Source organism: Serratia sp. PL7 (assembly GCF_945957435.1).
Window position 1 is genome coordinate 1826599 of record NZ_CAMFLB010000001.1, and the last position, 17889, is coordinate 1844487.

A 17889-nucleotide genomic window follows, 5' to 3' on the forward strand; every position below is an offset into this window, starting at 1 on the left:
AATTTAAATAATGGAAGCCGTTAACATGAATGAACTGCACGCGCTGCGCGTATTCTGCCAGGTGGTGGAAATGGAGGGGTTCAGCCAGGCGGCAACCAAAATGGGGCTCTCCCCGGCCAGCGTCACATACAGCATCAATCAGCTTGAAAAACAGTTCGGGCAACCCCTGTTCAAGCGTTCAACCCGGCGCTTCTCGCTGACCAGCGCCGGGGAGCGTTGCTATCACACCGCACAAGACATCCTGCAGCAGTTTGACCGGCTGAAAAACGACATGTCGGGCGATTTTGAACAACCGCGAGGACCGCTGCGGGTCGAGATAGCCACGATGCTCAGCAGCATGCATATCGCTCCGGCGCTCCCGGCTTTTTTGGCGCAATACCCGGAATTGCAGCTCAGCGTGTCGGTTAGCGATCGCCTGGTCAATCCGGCGGAAGATCGCGCCGACGTATTTATTCGCATCGGCGCCGGCCACATACCCGAGATGGTCAGCCGTCAATTGCTGCAACCACGCTATTTGTGCTGTGCGTCTCCCGATTATTTTGCGCGCCATGGCCGGCCGGAACACCCGGAACAGCTGCAACAGCATCAGCGGCTGGGATTTATCCGTTCAGGCGCGGCGGCGGCGGACGACTGGCAGTTCATTCGTGGTGACGAGCGCTACCGTCTGGCGCCCAGCCCGCTGCTGAGTTTCAACCATTCACAATCGCTGTGCGAGGTGGCCAGGAACCACCTCGGCCTGGTTTACTTGCTGGACTGCACGCTGGAAAACTATCTGAAGGCAGGCGAACTGGAACCGATACTGCAGGAGTGGGCGCCCACAGGGGCACCGATCAATATTCTCTATCCGCGCCTGCGGGATCGCAGCCATAAAATTCGGGTTTTCGTCGACTTCATCAGCGAACTGTTCGCCAACAAATTCGCCGGGCCCCGATCCCGCGTCTCACCCTAACCCAGGGATATCGACGCCGAAAGTCTGCAACAGCAACACCACGTTAAGCAGCACGATCACCACCGTGCCGACCACTGCCGCCAGGCTGGTCCAGCGGCCGTTGGCAAACTCGCCCATGATGTCACGGCGACGGGTGAACATTACCAGCGCGATCATCGGCGCCGGCAGCGCCAGGCTCAGCACCACCTGGCTGTAGACCAGCGCGTCGGTGGCGTTGACGCCCATCGCCACCACGATAAACGCTGGCACCATGGTGACCAGGCGGCGCACCCACACCGGAATGCGGAAACCGACGAAGCCCTGCATGATCATTTGCCCGGCCATGGTGCCCACCACCGAACTGGAAATGCCAGAGGCGATCAGCGACGCCAGGAAGATACCGGCGGCGGCCGCGCCGAACAGCGGCGTCAGCGTATGGTAGGCGGTGCCAATTTCGGCCACGTCGCTGTTACCGGCGTGGAAAGCGCTCGAGGCCATGATCACCATCGCGATATTCACCAGCCCTGCCAGCGCCAGCGCGATCACCACTTCAATATTGGAGAAACGCAGCAGCTTGCGCCGCTCGCCGTTGTCGCTGGCCGGGCTGCGGTGCTGGGTCAGCCCCGAGTGCAGGAAAATGGCGTGCGGCATCACGGTGGCGCCGATAATGCCGACGGCGATGGTCAGCGCCTGGGCATCCGGCAGTTGCGGCGTCACCATGCCGATCCCGGCCGCCTGCCAGTCCACCGGCACAATGAACATCTCCACCAGGTAGCACAGCGCGATGATGCCTACCAGGCCGCCGATCATCAGCTCGACCGGCCGGAAACCTTTCTTTTCCACCATCAACAGCGCATAGGTGATCACCGCCGTCACCCCCATCCCCGCCAGCAGCGGCATGTGGAACAGCAGCGCCAGCGCGATCGCCCCGCCGAGAAACTCCGCCAGATCGGTGGCCATCGCCGCCACTTCGCTAAGCAGCCACATGCCGATCACTACCGGCCGCGAAAACTGATCGCGGCACATCTCCGCCAGATTGCGGTTGGTGACGATGCCGAGCTTGGCCGACAGCGCCTGGAACAGCATGGCGATCAGGTTGGCCATCACCACCACCCACAGCAGGCTGTAGCCGTATTTCGCCCCGGCCTGGATGTTGGTGGCGAAGTTACCGGGGTCCATATAGGCAATAGAGGCAATCACCGCCGGGCCGGCGAACAGCAGCGGCGTAAAAGCGCCGCGCTTGCGCCCGGCAAGGGCGGCACCAATCGCAATGTTGGTCCGTTCGGTTAACGATGAGGGAGTTGCCGCGTCTCGCATGAAGTACCCTTAATCTTTTGCTGGTTATTTTTCCACCGATCATGCTGACAATGTAGCATCGGCTACACTTTATGCAACAGGCGAAATTAATGGGCTTTGTGTAGAGATATTTCTAACTACCACAATGCGTGGCATCGAATTGATAATGTGTGCTATTTGGACTAACTTAGGGCAACCCTCCCCGCATTGCCGGGAGATGCCATTTTTATGCTTACAGGACGCCCCACGCTATGGTTACCCGCGCGCCAGATAACGCCGACCGCCCCGCCCAGACCGACATGCCGGACGAGGCCGAGCACGCCCTGCGTTTTAGCCGCGCCCGCGAAGCGCAGTCCAATGCGCTGATCGAAGATTACGTTGAGCTGATCGCCGATTTGCTGCAAAGCACCCGTGAAGCCAGAACCACCGATATCGCGCGCCGCTTCGGCGTCTCTCACCCGACGGCGATCAAAAATATCGCGCGGTTGAAAAGCGCCGGGCTGGTGGAATCGCGCCCTTATCGCGGGGTGTTTTTAACCGAGGAAGGCGAGCAGCTGGCGCAGAAGGTGCGCCGCCGTCACCGCATTGTGGTTGATCTGCTGATGTGCCTCGGGGTGCCGAGCGAAACTGCCGAGCTGGACAGCGAAGGGATTGAACACCATATCTCGGACGAAACGCTGGCGGTGTTCGAGCATTACTTGCAGCAACACGTCAAACCCTGACTCCCGGGGCGCCGATGAGCTACGCCGTGCAGCACGTTCATGGCCTGCGCCTGGTGGTTTTCGCCGAAGCCGGGCCGCTGTTGAAAGACGAAAACGACGTCAGCCTGTTTATCGCGCCCGCTTTTGAACACGAGGCCGGGATGATTGCCCTCCCCGTCAACCGCCTCGACGCCGCCTTCTTCCAGCTAAGAAGCGGCGTGGCCGGCGCCGTATTGCAGAAATTCATCAACTACCGCCTGCGCGTGACGCTGCTGGGTGATATCACCCCCTGGCTGGCGCAAAGCTGCGCGCTGCAAGATTTTGTGCGTGAAGCCAATCGCGGCGAACAGATCTGGTTCCTTCCTTCTCTCGCCGAGCTCGAACAGCGGCTTGGGACCTGACGGCAGGCAATAAAAAAGGGAGGCTTTCGCCTCCCTTGATAACTCCCCTGCCTGAATCAATGATTACGGATGTATTCGTCCATATCGGTTTTCAGGTTGTCAGACTTGGTGCCGAAGATGGCCTGCACGCCGGAACCAGCGACGACTACGCCGGCTGCGCCCAGTTTCTTCAGGCCCGCCTGGTCAACTTTGGACACGTCGGCCACGCTGACGCGCAGACGGGTGATGCAAGCATCCAGGTTAGTGATGTTTTCTTTACCGCCGAATGCCTGAACCAGCGCCGCGGACATTTCGGAACCGCCCTGCGCAGTCTGCTCGGCAGCGGTGTCTTCACGGCCCGGGGTTTTCAGATCCAGCTTGGCAATCAGCACGCGGAAGATGGTGTAGTACACCAGACCGTAGACGATGCCGACGATTGGGAACAGCCAGATTTTGCTGCTGTTGCCGCTCAGTACGATAAAGTCGATCAGGCCGTGCGAGAAGCTGGTGCCGTCACGCATGCCCAACAGAATGCAGATTGGGAACGCCAGACCGGCCAGGATAGCGTGGATCACGTACAGGATCGGCGCGACGAACATGAAGGAGAACTCGATCGGCTCGGTGATACCGGTCAGGAACGAGGTCAGCGCGGCGGAGATCATGATGCCGCCGACTTTAGCGCGGTTTTCCGGCTTGGCCGAATGCCAGATGGCGATGGCCGCAGCAGGCAGACCGTACATTTTGAACAGGAAGCCGCCGGACAGTTTGCCCGCGGTTGGGTCGCCCGCCATGTAGCGAGGGATGTCGCCGTGGAACACCTGGCCCGCCGCATTGGTGAATTCACCAATTTGCATTTGGAACGGTACGTTCCAGATGTGGTGCAGACCGAACGGCACCAGAGCACGCTCAACCACGCCGTAAATGCCGAAGGCTACAACCGGGTTCTGATAAGCCGCCCACTGCGAGAAGGTCTGGATAGCCGTGCCGATCGGTGGCCAGATGAAGGACAGCACTACGCCCAGAACGATCGCCGCCAGACCGGAAATGATCGGCACGAAACGCTTACCGGCAAAGAAGCCCAGGTATTCCGGCAGTTGAATGCGGAAGAAGCGGTTGAACATATAGGCCGCGATGGCGCCGGAGATAATCCCCCCGAGCACACCGGTATCCGCCAGGTGTTTGGCCGCAATCTCTTCAGCCGGCAGGTGCAGCACCAGCGGCGCAACCACCGCCATGGTTTTCACCATGATGCCGTAAGCCACCACCGCCGCCAGCGCGGAAACGCCGTCGTTGTTGGTGAAGCCCAAGGCGACGCCGATGGCGAAAATCAGCGGCATGTTGGCGAAGACCGAACCGCCCGCTTCCGCCATCACGTGGGAGACTACCGCAGGTAGCCAGCTAAAGTTGGCGGAACCGACGCCCAGCAGGATACCTGCGATAGGCAACACGGACACCGGCAGCATGAGCGATTTACCTACTTTTTGCAGGTTTGCAAATGCGTTCTTGAACATAGTTGAGTGTGCTCCTGAGTAATAATGCTTTGCTACTTCTTGTCGCGATTGGTCGCGCTGCAAGGGGGGGAGAAAAACCCCTGCAATTCAGGGTGTCTGAGCACCCCTTGAATTTATTACGCAGAGTAAAATAAATAGCCTGCGCAATGTTTGATGACAATCACGTTTCGATGATCGAGCCGCGGCAACTTTGCATAAACCGGCCGTTTTTTGGCAAAACCGGGCAAAAAACACGCACCAATCCCCCTGAAACGGGAGGGAACCTTACCCGTTTCAGTGATTAATTACGAGCTTAAAAAAAATTACGCAGACAATGACCTACAGCTATAGCCTAGGTCAAAGATCACAGATCGAGGTGAAATAAGCGTGAAAAGTTGGCGGTGGTGGCTTCGGCCAGTTGTTCCAGGCTGACGCCCTTCAATACTGCCATGTATTCAGCCACATCACGCACATAGGCGGGTTGGTTTTCTTTGCCGCGATGCGGCACCGGCGCCAGATAAGGCGAATCGGTTTCCACCAGGATGCGATCCAGCGGCACGTAGCGTGCCACTTCGCGCAGCTGTTCGGCATTGCGGAAGGTGACGATGCCGGAGAAGGAGATGTAGAAGCCCAGATCCAGCAAAGCTTCGGCCGTGGTCAAATCTTCAGTGAAGCAGTGCAGCACGCCGCCGCAGTCCTGTGCGTTCTCTTCACGCAGGATCGCCAGCGTGTCCGCGCGCGCCTCGCGGGTGTGGACGATCACCGGCTTGTTCAGATCCCGGCCAATGCGGATATGTTCGCGGAAAGAGTCCTGCTGCAGCTCAAGATTGTCTTTCTGGTAGAAGTAATCGAGCCCGGTCTCTCCCAGCGCTACCACCTGCTCCGCCGCCGCCAGGCGACGCAGCTCGGCGTAATCATACCCCTCTTCCAGATTGAGCGGATGCACCCCGCAGGAGAAAGCCACATCGTTGCGCTCGCCGATCAGCTCGGTCATGGAACGGTAGCCCGGCAGCGTGGTGGCGACCGCCAGCACATAGCCGACGTCGCGCGCTTTGGCTTTGGCCAGCGCATCGTCCACATTCTGATGCAGCGTTTGATAATCCAGACTGTCAAGGTGGCAATGAGAATCGACTAACAACATAATTTTTAACTCTTTTACTTTACAGCGAATGAGGGTGGGAATAGCCGGCGGCGCCAAGCATCTGTTCCCAGCGAAGTAACTGTTCGGTCAGCAGCAGCTCGCGATTGACACCCACCACGCTGAGCAGCTGATGGCGGCAGGTCAGCCACTGCTGCACGATCTGCTGCAGCGAGGCGCTGCTCAGCACGCTGGCCAGCTGATGCACCAGTGGTTGCTGATCCTGATTCAATACATAGTGATGCGCACCCTGCTGCCACTTCATCGCGTCCACCAGCAGCGCGCACAACCAGTGCAGGCGCTCGGCGACATCTTCATGGTTCAGCACCGGCAACAGCGACAGCATATCGCGCTGCGGCAGCGCGGCGCTCAACGCGGTGCACAGGGCGCTGCGCTGTTGCCACTGCTGCGGCTGTAACAGCTGTTCGGCGGCCAGCGGCGCGCCGTCGTGCAGGCGCAGCGCCGTGAGGCGGTCTGTCTGAGAACCGGCCGCCTGCCGGCCCAGCCACTGCAGGCTGAGCTGCTCATCCGGGCTGGCCAAATGCCAATAAAGACAGCGGCTGCGCAGCGTCGCCATCAGCCGCGACGGCTCACGGCAACCCAGCAGAAAATAGGTTTTCTCCGGCGGCTCTTCCAGCGTTTTAAGCAGTGCGTTGGCCGCCGCCTCGGTCAACTGTTCCGCCTGCGGCAGCCAAATCACCTTGGCGCCGCCCTGCTGCGCGTGGGCGTACAGCGTTTCAATCACCTGGCGGATCGGTTCGATACCCAGGTTGCTCTTGCCCTTTTCCGGCGCCAGCACGTGATAATCCGGGTGATTCCCCGCCAGCATCAGCCGGCAGCTGTGGCACTCGCCGCAGCTTTTTTCGCCGTTGCGCTGTTGGCAGATCAACCAACGGCTCAGGCCGTAGGCCAGCGCATCGTCACCATTGCCCGCCGCCGCATGCAGCAGCAGCGCATGGTGGCCGCGACCGTCGGCGTACTGCCCAATCAGCTGGCGATAAGGGCCATTCAGCCACGGGTACCAGTTCATTATGCGCCTTCCTGCTGCCGCAGCCAGTGGCCGACGCAGTCGCGGATCGCCGCGGTCACCTGTTCCAGCGGCTGGGCGGCGTCAACGGTAACGATCGTTTCATCCTGCGCCGCCAGCTCAAGATAGCGAGCGCGGGTGCGTTCGAAGAACGGCAGCGCCTCCTGTTCGATGCGATCCAGCTGGCCGCGCGCCTGTGCGCGTTGCAAGCCGACCAGCGGAGGCAGATCGAGATAAACCGTCAAATCCGGGCGGAAATCCCCCAGTACGGTGTCGCGCAGCGAGCTCATCAGCTGTGGGTCCACACCGCGGCCGCCGCCCTGGTAAGCCTGTGAAGAGAGATCGTGGCGGTCGCCCACCACCCAGGCACCACGCGCGAGGGCGGGTTTGATCACGGTTTCCACCAGCTGCACGCGCGCAGCGTACAGCATCAAGACTTCGGCCTTGATGGTCGGCAATTCGCCGTCGATGCCGCGTTTGAACAGTTCGCGCAACTTTTCCGCCAGCGGTGTGCCGCCCGGTTCTCGGGTGAAAACGATGTCGTTGATACCATGTTCGCGCAGCACATTGACTACCGTGTCGCGCGCGGTGGTTTTGCCCGCGCCTTCCAGCCCTTCGATTACAACGAATTTACTTTTCATTCTTTTCCTTTAACGCCTGACGGTACACACGCACCGCCTGGTTATGGCTCGCCAGATTGGTGGTGAAGGTATGCCCACCCTTGCCGTCGGCGACAAAATAGAGATATGGCGTTTTGGCCGGATTGGCGGCCGCTTGCAGCGAGGCCTCGCCCGGCATGGCGATCGGCGTTGGCGGCAGGCCGGCGATCACATAGGTGTTGTAAGGCGTCGGCGTCTCCAGATCCTTGCGCGTGATGTTGCCATTATAGCTTTCGCCCATGCCGTAGATCACCGTCGGATCGGTCTGCAGGCGCATGCCGATGCGCAAACGGTTGACGAACACCGACGCCACCTTGCTACGCTCTTCCGGCACCGCGGTCTCTTTCTCGACGATCGAGGCCATAGTCAGCAGCTCTTCCGGCGTTTTATACGGCAGGCTGGTGTCGCGGCCGTCCCAGGCGGCCTGCAGCGCTTTGTTCATACGAACATGTGCGCGTTTGAGCAGCGCGATATCGCTCATGCCGGCGGTATACTGATAGGTATCCGGGTACAAATGCCCTTCCGGGGTTTCTCCCGCAGGAATGCCGAGCGCTGTAGCGATCTCCACTTCGCTCTTGCCCGCCAGGGTGTGTTTCAGGTATTTGGACTGCTGCAATACCTGCTGCCAGTCACGCAGGCGTGAGCCTTCGATAAAGCGTGCGGTGAACTGCGCCTCTTTGCCGCTGGCCAACAGTTTCAGCATCTGGCGCACCGTCATGCCCGGCGTGAACCGGTAGGTACCGGCTTTAAACTCCGCCAGCTCCGGCTCCAGTTTCAGCAGCCACTGGAACCAGCGGCCGCTGCGCACCAGTTTATCGCGCACCAGTAACCCTTCCAGCGCCACCCGGCCGGTGCCGGCAGGCAGTTTGAAGATGGTTTCTTGCTGGATAGCCAGCGGCGTATCGGCAAAGCGTTCGATCTTCTGGTAGCCCCAAAACAGCAGCGCCAATACCAGAACAACAATAACAGACAGGACCTTCAGCTTTCTTTTCTTCATCAATCAGCCATGGTTAACAGTGTGGACGCAAAAAATCATACAGCTGGCGCGAATGATAACGCCATGATTGAGCAACGTTTACCGGCAGCAGCGGCATCAGCGCGTTGCTCACCAGGACTTCGTCGGCATCGGCCAGCGTCTCCAGCGGTTCGCTGACGCAGTGCAGACGGTATTCCGAGCCCGCCAGCAGCGCGATCACCCGCCGCCGCATCAGGCCCGCGACGCCCGCCTGGCTCAGGTCCGGGGTAAACACCGCTTTTCCCTTACGCCAGAACAAATTAGCCGCACAGCATTCCACCAGCATACCGGCAGTGTCAAGCACCAGTGCCTCGTCGGCGGCCGTCTGGTCAAGATGCGCGCGGATCAGCACCTGCTCCAGGCGGTTCAAATGCTTCAACCCCGCCAGCAGCGGATTGCGCGCCAGCGCCACCGGGCTGAGCGCAAGCGTGATGCCCTGCTCGCGCCACTGCAAATAGTGCGCAGGGTAGCTGCTGCGGGCGACGATGCGCGTTGGATTTTCGCACCCCGTCGGGCTGTAGCCCCGCCCGCCGCTGCCGCGCGTCAGTATCGCTTTGACCACGCCGAGCGGAATTGATTCGGCCGCCTGAGCCATCTCGCGCTCGAAAGCGGCCCAATCGGTAGTGGGCAGCATCAGCCTCTGTGCCGTTTGCTGCAGCCGCTCCAGGTGCCAGGGCAGCAGCTCGATTTTGCCATCGACAACCCGGGCGGTAGTAAAGCAGCCATCGCCGAACTGCAGGCCACGATCGCTCGGCGCCAGCGCATCGTGGCGTTGTCCGTTAATCCAGTACATGCTTCCTCCTGTTGCCGGGTGATTTCATTACGCTCGCAGAATAGCAGGCGACGAGGCAATACGCAGCCCTGCTGACGGCCGGACGCCAGGCGTAAAAAAGCCCGGTTAAAAAACCGGGCTTTTCATCAGCGAACAACCGCGCGAGTTACACTCGGCGGAAGATCAGCGAGCCATTGGTGCCGCCGAAGCCGAAGGAGTTGCACAGGGTGAACTCCATATCGCTGACCTGGCGCGCTTCGTGAGGCACGAAGTCCAGATCGCAACCTTCATCCGGGTTATCCAGGTTGATGGTTGGCGGTACCGCCTGATCGCGCAGCGCCAGCACGGTAAAGATGGACTCGATCGCGCCCGCCGCACCCAACAGGTGGCCGGTCATCGATTTGGTCGAGCTCACCAGCACGCGCTGGGCATCAGCGCCGAAGACGGATTTCACCGCCTGCGCTTCCGCCTGGTCGCCCGCCGGCGTAGAGGTGCCGTGCGCGTTGATGTAACCGATTTGTGACGGGGTCACACCGGCGTCAAGCAGGGCATTTTCCATCGCCAGCGCAGCGCCTGCGCCGTTTTCCGGTGGTGACGTCATGTGATAAGCATCGCTGCTCATCCCAAAGCCAACCACTTCGGCATAGATTTTCGCGCCGCGTTTTTTCGCGTGTTCGTACTCTTCCAGCACCATCATGCCGGCGCCGTCGCCCAGCACGAAGCCGTCGCGGTCTTTATCCCACGGACGGCTCGCCGCCTGCGGGTTGTCATTACGGGTGGACAGGGCGCGCGCTGCGCCAAAGCCGCCGACGCCCAATGGGGTGCTGGCTTTCTCTGCCCCACCGGCCAGCATCACGTCAGCATCATTGTAAGCAATGATACGCGCTGCATGGCCGATGTTGTGCACACCTGAAGTACAGGCGGTGGCGATGGAAATGCTTGGGCCACGCATGCCGTACATGATTGTCAGGTGGCCTGCAATCATATTCACGATGGTGGAGGGCACGAAGAACGGACTGATTTTCCGTGGGCCACCGTTAACCAGTGAACTGTGGTTTTCTTCGATCAAACCCAGGCCGCCGATGCCGGAACCGATCGCGGCTCCAATACGGCTGGCGTTAGCCTCGGTGATGTCCAGACCTGCATCCTGCATGGCTTGCATGCCGGCAGCGATACCGTACTGGATAAAGGCATCCATCTTGCGCGCATCTTTGCGGGAGATGAAATCCTCAGAATTAAAATTCTTTACCAGGCCAGCAAACTTGGTCGCATAGGCAGTGGTATCGAAATGGTCGATCAGGCTGATGCCACTCTGACCGGCAAGAAGAGCGTTCCACGTGGACTCTACCGTATTGCCGACAGGAGACAACATGCCCAGTCCGGTCACAACTACTCGACGCTTAGACACGTTTGTCCTCCAGGGAGGGAAAAATATGACACTAGGGATAGAAAAAACTTAGGCGGTCGAACGACCGCCTAGATATGTTCTCTTACTGCTGGCTGGCGTTGATGAAATCAATAGCTGCCTGAACAGTAGTGATCTTCTCAGCTTCTTCGTCTGGAATCTCGGTGTCGAATTCTTCTTCCAGTGCCATTACCAGCTCAACGGTGTCAAGAGAATCAGCGCCCAGATCTTCAACGAAAGAAGCGTTGTTCAAAACTTCTTCCTGTTTAACACCCAGTTGCTCAACAATGATTTTCTTAACGCGTTCTTCGATAGTGCTCATACTCTTAAATTTCCTATCAAAACTCGCTTTCGCGATGGTTTTCGTAGTGTATAAAATGCTGAAAAAGATGCAACTAAATCCCGGCTGGTCAAACCACGATTTTACGCTATTTTGCGGTTTTTGCCTCAAATAACGCAAATGGTTTTCACATTTTTTAAATCATGTACATGCCGCCATTGACATGTAACGTTTCACCGGTGATGTAGCCGGCCTCATCAGAGGCCAAAAATGCAACAGCGCTGGCGATTTCTTTAGCATCGCCCAGCCGGTTGGCTGGAACTGATGACAAAATGCCTGCGCGTTGATCATCTGTCAACGCCCGTGTCATGTCCGTCTCAATAAAGCCAGGTGCCACGACGTTGACCGTAATGCCACGTGAAGCAACTTCACGTGCCAAAGATTTGCTAAAACCAATCAGGCCGGCTTTAGCCGCCGCGTAGTTCGCCTGCCCTGCGTTCCCCATGGTGCCGACTACAGAACCGATGGTGATGATACGGCCAAACCGCTTTTTCATCATAGCGCGCATTACCGCTTTTGACAGGCGGAATACGGAAGTCAGGTTGGTGTCGAGGATATCCTCCCACTCGTCATCCTTCATACGCATCAGCAGGTTATCACGCGTAATGCCGGCATTATTCACTAAAATGTCGATTTCGCCAAATTCGGCGCGAATCGATGCCAGCACGCTGTCGATAGATTGCGCATCAACAACGTTCAACATAAACCCTTTGCCGTTTGCGCCCAGGTAGCTGCTGATCGCTTCAGCGCCGCTCTCGCTGGTCGCGGTACCGATCACTTTGGCGCCGCGTGCCACAAACGTTTCTGCAATAGCTCGGCCAATACCGCGGCTTGCGCCGGTGACCAGAACGATTTTACCTTCGAAGCTCATCATTTTCCTCTTTATTGTTCAAGCGCCGCCGACAGGCTGGCGGTGTCGTTCACCGCCGCAGCCGTCAGGGTGTCAACAATACGTTTAGTCAGACCGGTCAGCACTTTGCCCGGCCCCACTTCCAGCAGCGACGTCACTCCCTGTGCTGCGATAAACTCTACGCTTTCGGTCCAACGCACCGGGCTGTACAGCTGACGCACCAGCGCGCTGCGGATCGCTTCCGGATCGTTTTCGGTGCGCACGTCGACGTTGTTCACCACCGGCACCTGCGGCGCGTTGAAGGTGATGTCCTGCAGCGCCACGGCCAGCTTGTCGGCGGCCGGCTTCATCAGCGCACAGTGCGAAGGCACGCTCACCGGCAGCGGCAGCGCACGTTTGGCGCCGGCAGCTTTACAGGCGGCGCCTGCGCGTTCAACCGCTTCTTTGTTGCCGGCGATGACCACCTGGCCCGGCGAGTTGAAGTTGACCGGAGAAACCACCTGCCCCTGCGCAGACTCTTCGCATGCCTTGGCGATCGCGTCGTTGTCCAGACCGATGATGGCGTACATCGCGCCGGTACCTTCCGGCACTGCTTCCTGCATCAGCTTGCCGCGCAGCTCGACCAGACGGATCGCCGCCTTGAAGTCCAGCACGCCGGCGCAGACCAGCGCCGAGTATTCGCCCAGGCTGTGACCCGCCATCAGCGCAGGCGCTTTACCGCCCTGCTGCTGCCAAACGCGGAAAATCGCCACCGAGGCAGCCAGCAGAGCCGGTTGGGTCTGCCAGGTTTTGTTCAGTTCTTCCGCCGGGCCTTGCTGCACCAGCTGCCACAGGTCGTAACCCAGGGCGGAGGAAGCCTCGCCGAAGGTTTCTTCGACGATCGGGAACTGTGCGGCCAACTCGGCCAGCATGCCAACGGTCTGCGACCCCTGGCCCGGGAAAACAAAAGCAAATTGCGTCATTTTTTCTTCCTGTCCAAATCAGAAACGAACCAGCGCCGAGCCCCAGGTAAAGCCGCCGCCAAAGGCTTCCAGCAGCACCAGTTGGCCACGCTGAATTCGCCCGTCACGCACCGCTTCGTCCAGTGCGGAAGGCACCGAGGCGGCAGACGTGTTGCCGTGACGATCGAGCGTCACCACCACTTTGTCCATCCCCATGCCCAGCTTTTTCGCCGTTGCGCTGATGATGCGCAGGTTGGCCTGGTGCGGCACCAGCCAATCCAGCTCGCTGCGGTCCATGTTGTTGGCCTGCAGCGTCTCGTCGACGATGCGCGCCAGTTCGGTAACCGCAACCTTGAAGACTTCGTTGCCCGCCATGGTGACATAGGCCGGCTTGTCCTGATTCTGACGATCCTTGTACGGCAGCGTCAGCAGGCTGCCGTAGCTGCCGTCGGCATGCAGATGGGTAGACAGAATGCCCGGCGCTTCAGACGCCCCCAGCACCACCGCACCCGCGCCATCGCCAAACAGAATGATGGTGCCGCGATCTTCAGGATCCAGCGTGCGCGACAAGACGTCCGCGCCGATAACCAGCGCATGTTTGACCGCGCCGTTTTTCACGTACTGATCGGCCACGCTGAGCGCATAAGTAAAGCCGGCGCAGGCCGCAGCCAGATCGAACGCCGCGCAGTCTTTGATGCCCAGCATTTGCTGCACCAGGCACGCCGCGCTCGGGAACGCGTGAGTCGTTGTGGTGGTCGCCACGACGATAAGCCCAATGTCTTCTTTAGCCACACCTGCCATTTCCAGCGCTTTCTCAGCGGCCTGGAAGCTCATCGTCGCGACGGTTTCATCCGCAGCAGCGATGCGACGTTCGCGGATACCGGTACGCGTGACGATCCACTCGTCAGAGGTATCCACCATTTTTTCCAAATCAGCATTGGTGCGCACTTGTACGGGCAAATAACTCCCCGTACCGAGAATCTTTGTATACATGTACGATCAGTCACTCTTAGGTAATACAGCCTCAAGGCGCGCAGCAATCCTTTCCGGGACTTGCCGCTGCACCGCCTGCACAGCCTGTTCGATTGCGACTGCAAACGCGTGAGGGTTCGCAGCGCCGTGGCTCTTGACTACGGTGCTGCGCAATCCTAACAGACATGCGCCATTATACTGGTCGGGGTTCAGGTGGCCGAACCGCTTAACCACCCGTTTTTGCAACCAACGGCCCAACAATTTCAGCCACCACGCTTGCTTGTTTCCGTCGCCGGACGATTTCAGCAGCGATAAGAATACCCTGACCACCCCTTCCATGGTTTTCAGGGTGACGTTGCCCACGAAGCCATCGCAGACCAACACGTCGGTCTTGCCGGTGAGCAGTTCGTTTCCTTCCAGGTAACCAATATAGTTGATTGCCGGAGTATTTTTTAGCACAGCGGCCGCTTCGCGGATATTATCCAGGCCTTTGGTCTCTTCTTCGCCAATATTCAGCAGCGCCACCCGCGGTTGCGCAATGCCGATCACCTCTTCCGCCATCACCGCGCCCATCACGGCAAACTGCACCAGCATGGTACTGTCACACTCGACGTTGGCGCCCAGATCCAGCACCACGGTTTTACTGCGTTGCTGATTCGGGATCGCCGTCATCAGCGCCGGGCGCTCAATGCCGTCCAGCGGCTTGACCAACAGCTTCGCCAACCCCATCAGTGCACCGGTATTGCCGGCGCTGACGCAGCCCTGCGCATTACCGCTGCTGAGCTGTTCGAGCGCAATGCGCATCGACGTGCCGCGGCTGGCGCGTATCGCTTGTGAAGGTTTGGCGTCGCCGGCGATCACAGACTCGGCGGGCACGACTTGCAGACGCTCCAGAAGAACCGGATCGGCGTGGGCAAGCAAAGGGGAGATGACGTCGGGATTGCCGACCAGCAGGAGATGAAGCTGTAAATTAGAGGCCAGTGCCTGCAACGAAGCAGGCACTGTGACGCAGGGACCGAAGTCCCCGCCCATTGCATCTAACGCCAGGGTTAGACGAGTCAAGGTATCGCTACTTAGCCGATAACCTTGCGACCGCGGTAGAAACCGTCGGCAGTGATGTGGTGACGACGGTGAGTTTCACCGGATACTTTGTCTACAGACAGAGTAGTCGTGGTCAGAGCATCGTGCGAACGACGCATGCCACGCTTGGAACGGGTTGGTTTATTCTGTTGTACGGCCATGGACCTTACTCCTCAATTACTTACGCTTTAAACTGGCTAATACGGCAAACGGATTCGGTTTCTCCGCCTCGGGAGGCAGTTGGCCAAATACCATGTCCGCTTCGGACACTTCACAGTGTTCAGATTCATGTACCGGAACGACAGGCAGTGAAAGAATAATTTCGTCTTCAATCATTGCCAACAGATCGACTTCGCCAAACTCGTCAACTTCGATCGGTTCGTACGCTTCCGGTAATGCCTCAGCCTGCTCATCATTGACGACCGGGCTAAAACAATATGTTGTGTGAACCTGATGTTCGAACGGGACTCCACAGCGTTGGCACATCAACGTTACCGTGACGTCCGCATGCCCTGTTATCACCGCGAGGCGCTGATTGTCGATATTAAACGACAACGACACCTCAACATCACTGTCCACACTGACCACGGAGTCGGCAACACGAGTAACCTGCTCAGGCGCATAGACACCAGCATAGTCCAGGCGTTTCTGAGCGGTACGTACCGCATCAATGGTCAAGGGTAATTTTACCTTTTGCATAGGGCGCGCATATTAACTTTGTAACGACATAGAGTCAAAGAAAAAGGCCGTAAAACGGCTCCTTTCACCAATATTCGCTTCCACAGCGGCCGACAGTTTAAAATGCCGTACCCATTTACGCTACGGTTTGCGAAAAAAATTATGCAGAGATTGCTTTTAGCCTCCACCTCCCCCTATCGAAAAATGCTGCTGGAGAAGCTGCAACTGCCGTTCGACTGCGCCGCGCCGCAGGTGGATGAAACCCCACTGCCGGGTGAAAGCGCCGAAGCGTTGGTGCTGCGCCTGGCGACAGCGAAGGCTCAGGCGCTGGCCCTCGCCTATCCCGAGCATCTGATCATCGGTTCCGATCAGGTCTGCGTGATCGATGGCAGCATCACCGGCAAGCCCCATACCGAGGTGAACGCCCGGGCGCAGCTGCGCCAGGCCAGCGGCCAGGCCGTGACCTTCTATACCGGCCTGGCGCTGTACAACAGCCGCAGCAAGCAGCTGCAGGCCCTGTGCGAGCCTTTCCACGTGCATTTTCGCGCGCTGAGCGAGGCGGAGATCGCCGCCTATGTGCGTCTAGAGCAACCGCTGAACTGCGCGGGCAGTTTCAAGAGCGAGGGATTGGGGATCGCGTTGTTCGACAGGCTGGAAGGCCGGGATCCGAACGCCCTGATCGGCCTGCCGTTGATCGCGCTGTTGGAGATGTTGCGGGCTGAAGGCATCAACCCGCTGGTCTGACGCGGATTATTTGGCGGCCTGCCGGCGCAGCACTTGCAGGCAGTGACGCAGTTCTTCATCCATCGGCGCTTCGATGCGCATCGTTTCGCCGGTGGACGGATGCTCGAAGCGCAGCGCCGCGGCGTGCAGGAACAGTCGCTTCAGGCCGGTACCCGCCAGTTGGCGATCGAACTCGCGGTCGCCATAGCGATCGTCAAAGGCGATCGGGTGCCCGGCATGCAGAGTGTGCACGCGGATCTGGTGAGTTCGCCCGGTGATCGGGCTGGCCTTCACCAAGGTGGCAAATTCGTAACGCTCTTCCACCTTGAAGCGGGTTTCCGAGGGCTTGCCTTCGCTGTTGACACGCACGATACGTTCGCCGCTTTGCAGAATATTTTTCAACAGCGGCGCCTGTACGGCCTTGCAGTGGGACTGCCATTGGCCGCGCACCAGCGCCAGATAATCTTTCTGCATGCCTTTCAGGCGCAGTTGCTCATGCAGCGAACGCAGCGCGGAACGTTTTTTGGCGACCAACAACACGCCGGAGGTGTCGCGATCCAGACGATGCACCAGTTCCAGGAAGCGGGCTTCCGGGCGCAGCGCGCGCAGCCCTTCAATCACGCCGAAGCTCAGGCCGCTGCCGCCGTGCACCGCGGTGCCGGAAGGTTTGTTAAGGATCAACAGATGATCGTCTTCATACAGGATGCAGTCTGCCAATGCGGCCACTTTATCCAGCTTCGCCGACACCGGCGCCTCTTCGCGCTCGGCTACGCGCACCGGTGGTACGCGCACCACGTCGCCGGCCGCCAATTTGTATTCGACCTTGATGCGCCCTTTATTAACCCGCACCTCGCCTTTACGCACGATGCGATAAATCATGCTCTTCGGCACGCCTTTCAGGCGAGCGAGCAGAAAGTTGTCGATTCTCTGACCGGCTTCGTCGTCGGAAATCGTGATGAATTGTACTGCTGGATTGTTCGTTTTCATGGTGCGGGATTCTAAATAGAGCGCGTGAATAGCGCCACATCTTTTTCTGTGCTTAACTGTCTCTCTGACGGCGGACGAAACCCCAGCGGACAATAAGGCAGCAAGCCGATTTGAACGTTTGCGATTTCTTCCGCAGTTAAGGAAAAGTCACCTTGCTATAACGGCATCAGCAGTGGAATAATGCAGTCACTTTCCGCGTTGATTCTCGTTAAACAGGGAAAACGGTGGAATTATAAAATTTGTCTGATCGCGCAAAAACGCAGCAATGGCGTAAGACGTAATGCGAAATCAAACAATTAGCGGGCTGCGGGTTGCAGCTTGGCCGGCAAATGGAATCAGATCTGTCGACGTAAATCAGAGGCTATTCCCCTAGTAAAAGTGCTGCCTTTCACAAAGAAAAGCAGGCTTACCGAGATAATGCGCCCCTATGCAGGCGACAACCGTGAGGTTGACGGCTTTGCGAGAAGACACGGGGCTTTCGGTTTAACTCCGGCCATGAGGTTATTT

20 protein-coding genes are annotated in these 17889 nt (G+C 58.7%); 4 read left to right on the plus strand and 16 right to left on the minus strand.

Annotated features, from left to right (window positions below; all coding sequences use genetic code 11):
* The first annotated feature begins 25 nt into the window (after positions 1 to 25).
* A complete protein-coding gene (locus tag N6G83_RS08755) occupies positions 26 to 949 on the plus strand; it encodes a LysR family transcriptional regulator (RefSeq protein ID WP_197770801.1) in 924 nt (307 codons plus the stop codon).
* Here N6G83_RS08755 and N6G83_RS08760 read toward each other — a convergent pair.
* A complete protein-coding gene (locus N6G83_RS08760) occupies positions 941 to 2245 on the minus strand; it encodes an Nramp family divalent metal transporter (RefSeq protein WP_033642695.1) in 1305 nt (434 codons plus the stop codon). The genes N6G83_RS08755 and N6G83_RS08760 overlap by 9 nt on opposite strands.
* 230 nt (positions 2246 to 2475) lie before the next feature.
* Here N6G83_RS08760 and mntR point away from each other — a divergent pair, with 230 nt between their 5' ends.
* Entirely contained in the window at positions 2476 to 2946 is a 471-nt protein-coding gene (gene mntR / locus N6G83_RS08765; protein ID WP_025302421.1) for a manganese-binding transcriptional regulator MntR, read from the plus strand.
* A 14-nt stretch (positions 2947 to 2960) separates the two neighbouring features.
* Positions 2961 to 3326 (plus strand): DUF4180 domain-containing protein, encoded by a 366-nt coding sequence (locus N6G83_RS08770; RefSeq protein ID WP_089180771.1) that lies wholly within the window; start codon positions 2961 to 2963, stop codon positions 3324 to 3326.
* Between the two features lie 56 nt (positions 3327 to 3382).
* Here the strand turns inward: N6G83_RS08770 and ptsG are convergent, their stop codons facing one another.
* From ptsG to yceD, 14 genes are all read right to left on the minus strand, one after another.
* Positions 3383 to 4816 carry a PTS glucose transporter subunit IIBC gene (ptsG, locus tag N6G83_RS08775; protein ID WP_016928184.1) on the minus strand — a complete coding sequence of 478 codons (1434 nt, stop codon included), beginning with the start codon at positions 4814 to 4816 and terminating at the stop codon, positions 3383 to 3385.
* A gap of 343 nt (positions 4817 to 5159) precedes the next feature.
* Positions 5160 to 5936: a metal-dependent hydrolase gene (locus N6G83_RS08780; RefSeq protein WP_043141693.1), complete on the minus strand. Its 777-nt coding sequence runs from the start codon at positions 5934 to 5936 to the stop codon at positions 5160 to 5162.
* 19 nt (positions 5937 to 5955) lie between these two features.
* The gene (gene holB / locus N6G83_RS08785; protein ID WP_025302416.1) at positions 5956 to 6963 is read right to left on the minus strand and encodes a DNA polymerase III subunit delta'; all 1008 of its coding nucleotides are present in this window, start codon (positions 6961 to 6963) and stop codon (positions 5956 to 5958) included.
* A complete protein-coding gene (tmk, locus tag N6G83_RS08790) occupies positions 6963 to 7601 on the minus strand; it encodes a dTMP kinase (protein WP_025302415.1) in 639 nt (212 codons plus the stop codon). The genes holB and tmk overlap by 1 nt, the downstream gene beginning before the upstream one ends.
* The gene (mltG, locus tag N6G83_RS08795) at positions 7591 to 8616 is read right to left on the minus strand and encodes an endolytic transglycosylase MltG (RefSeq protein WP_060432869.1); all 1026 of its coding nucleotides are present in this window, start codon (positions 8614 to 8616) and stop codon (positions 7591 to 7593) included. Before mltG ends, tmk begins: the two co-directional genes overlap by 11 nt.
* 13 nt (positions 8617 to 8629) lie before the next feature.
* Complete coding sequence (gene pabC, locus N6G83_RS08800) at positions 8630 to 9427, minus strand: aminodeoxychorismate lyase (RefSeq protein WP_049208453.1); 798 nt, start codon at positions 9425 to 9427, stop codon at positions 8630 to 8632.
* A gap of 145 nt (positions 9428 to 9572) precedes the next feature.
* Positions 9573 to 10814, minus strand: a complete 1242-nt coding sequence (gene fabF / locus N6G83_RS08805) for a beta-ketoacyl-ACP synthase II (protein ID WP_025302412.1) — start codon at positions 10812 to 10814, stop codon at positions 9573 to 9575.
* 82 nt (positions 10815 to 10896) lie between these two features.
* Positions 10897 to 11133 (minus strand): acyl carrier protein, encoded by a 237-nt coding sequence (gene acpP, locus N6G83_RS08810; protein WP_004719003.1) that lies wholly within the window; start codon positions 11131 to 11133, stop codon positions 10897 to 10899.
* A 154-nt stretch (positions 11134 to 11287) separates the two neighbouring features.
* Positions 11288 to 12022, minus strand: coding sequence for a 3-oxoacyl-ACP reductase FabG (fabG, locus tag N6G83_RS08815; RefSeq protein ID WP_016928193.1), 735 nt, complete (start codon positions 12020 to 12022; stop codon positions 11288 to 11290).
* A gap of 11 nt (positions 12023 to 12033) precedes the next feature.
* The gene (gene fabD / locus N6G83_RS08820; RefSeq protein WP_015377451.1) at positions 12034 to 12963 is read right to left on the minus strand and encodes an ACP S-malonyltransferase; all 930 of its coding nucleotides are present in this window, start codon (positions 12961 to 12963) and stop codon (positions 12034 to 12036) included.
* An 18-nt stretch (positions 12964 to 12981) separates the two neighbouring features.
* Positions 12982 to 13935 carry a beta-ketoacyl-ACP synthase III gene (locus N6G83_RS08825; protein ID WP_043141705.1) on the minus strand — a complete coding sequence of 318 codons (954 nt, stop codon included), beginning with the start codon at positions 13933 to 13935 and terminating at the stop codon, positions 12982 to 12984.
* Between the two features lie 6 nt (positions 13936 to 13941).
* Positions 13942 to 14976 carry a phosphate acyltransferase PlsX gene (gene plsX, locus N6G83_RS08830; protein ID WP_025302410.1) on the minus strand — a complete coding sequence of 345 codons (1035 nt, stop codon included), beginning with the start codon at positions 14974 to 14976 and terminating at the stop codon, positions 13942 to 13944.
* A gap of 11 nt (positions 14977 to 14987) precedes the next feature.
* A complete protein-coding gene (rpmF, locus tag N6G83_RS08835) occupies positions 14988 to 15155 on the minus strand; it encodes a 50S ribosomal protein L32 (RefSeq protein ID WP_004927778.1) in 168 nt (55 codons plus the stop codon).
* A gap of 16 nt (positions 15156 to 15171) precedes the next feature.
* Positions 15172 to 15693, minus strand: a complete 522-nt coding sequence (yceD, locus tag N6G83_RS08840) for a 23S rRNA accumulation protein YceD (protein WP_004927780.1) — start codon at positions 15691 to 15693, stop codon at positions 15172 to 15174.
* A gap of 141 nt (positions 15694 to 15834) precedes the next feature.
* On the opposite strand from yceD, the gene N6G83_RS08845 reads away from it, so the two are divergent.
* Positions 15835 to 16416: a Maf family protein gene (locus N6G83_RS08845; RefSeq protein ID WP_062826731.1), complete on the plus strand. Its 582-nt coding sequence runs from the start codon at positions 15835 to 15837 to the stop codon at positions 16414 to 16416.
* A gap of 6 nt (positions 16417 to 16422) precedes the next feature.
* Here the strand turns inward: N6G83_RS08845 and rluC are convergent, their stop codons facing one another.
* Complete coding sequence (gene rluC, locus N6G83_RS08850; RefSeq protein WP_025302408.1) at positions 16423 to 17382, minus strand: 23S rRNA pseudouridine(955/2504/2580) synthase RluC; 960 nt, start codon at positions 17380 to 17382, stop codon at positions 16423 to 16425.
* Between the last annotated feature and the right edge of the window lie 507 nt (positions 17383 to 17889).

Coding starts and splice junctions, on each gene's coding strand:
- N6G83_RS08755 (WP_197770801.1), top strand. CDS start 26: ATGAATGAACTGCACGCGCTGCGCGTATTCTGCCAGGTGGTGGAAATG.
- N6G83_RS08760 (WP_033642695.1), bottom strand. CDS start 2,245: ATGCGAGACGCGGCAACTCCCTCATCGTTAACCGAACGGACCAACATT.
- mntR (WP_025302421.1), top strand. CDS start 2,476: ATGGTTACCCGCGCGCCAGATAACGCCGACCGCCCCGCCCAGACCGAC.
- N6G83_RS08770 (WP_089180771.1), top strand. CDS start 2,961: ATGAGCTACGCCGTGCAGCACGTTCATGGCCTGCGCCTGGTGGTTTTC.
- ptsG (WP_016928184.1), bottom strand. CDS start 4,816: ATGTTCAAGAACGCATTTGCAAACCTGCAAAAAGTAGGTAAATCGCTC.
- N6G83_RS08780 (WP_043141693.1), bottom strand. CDS start 5,936: ATGTTGTTAGTCGATTCTCATTGCCACCTTGACAGTCTGGATTATCAA.
- holB (WP_025302416.1), bottom strand. CDS start 6,963: ATGAACTGGTACCCGTGGCTGAATGGCCCTTATCGCCAGCTGATTGGG.
- tmk (WP_025302415.1), bottom strand. CDS start 7,601: ATGAAAAGTAAATTCGTTGTAATCGAAGGGCTGGAAGGCGCGGGCAAA.
- mltG (WP_060432869.1), bottom strand. CDS start 8,616: ATGAAGAAAAGAAAGCTGAAGGTCCTGTCTGTTATTGTTGTTCTGGTA.
- pabC (WP_049208453.1), bottom strand. CDS start 9,427: ATGTACTGGATTAACGGACAACGCCACGATGCGCTGGCGCCGAGCGAT.
- acpP (WP_004719003.1), bottom strand. CDS start 11,133: ATGAGCACTATCGAAGAACGCGTTAAGAAAATCATTGTTGAGCAACTG.
- fabG (WP_016928193.1), bottom strand. CDS start 12,022: ATGAGCTTCGAAGGTAAAATCGTTCTGGTCACCGGCGCAAGCCGCGGT.
- fabD (WP_015377451.1), bottom strand. CDS start 12,963: ATGACGCAATTTGCTTTTGTTTTCCCGGGCCAGGGGTCGCAGACCGTT.
- N6G83_RS08825 (WP_043141705.1), bottom strand. CDS start 13,935: ATGTATACAAAGATTCTCGGTACGGGGAGTTATTTGCCCGTACAAGTG.
- rpmF (WP_004927778.1), bottom strand. CDS start 15,155: ATGGCCGTACAACAGAATAAACCAACCCGTTCCAAGCGTGGCATGCGT.
- yceD (WP_004927780.1), bottom strand. CDS start 15,693: ATGCAAAAGGTAAAATTACCCTTGACCATTGATGCGGTACGTACCGCT.
- N6G83_RS08845 (WP_062826731.1), top strand. CDS start 15,835: ATGCAGAGATTGCTTTTAGCCTCCACCTCCCCCTATCGAAAAATGCTG.
- rluC (WP_025302408.1), bottom strand. CDS start 17,382: ATGAAAACGAACAATCCAGCAGTACAATTCATCACGATTTCCGACGAC.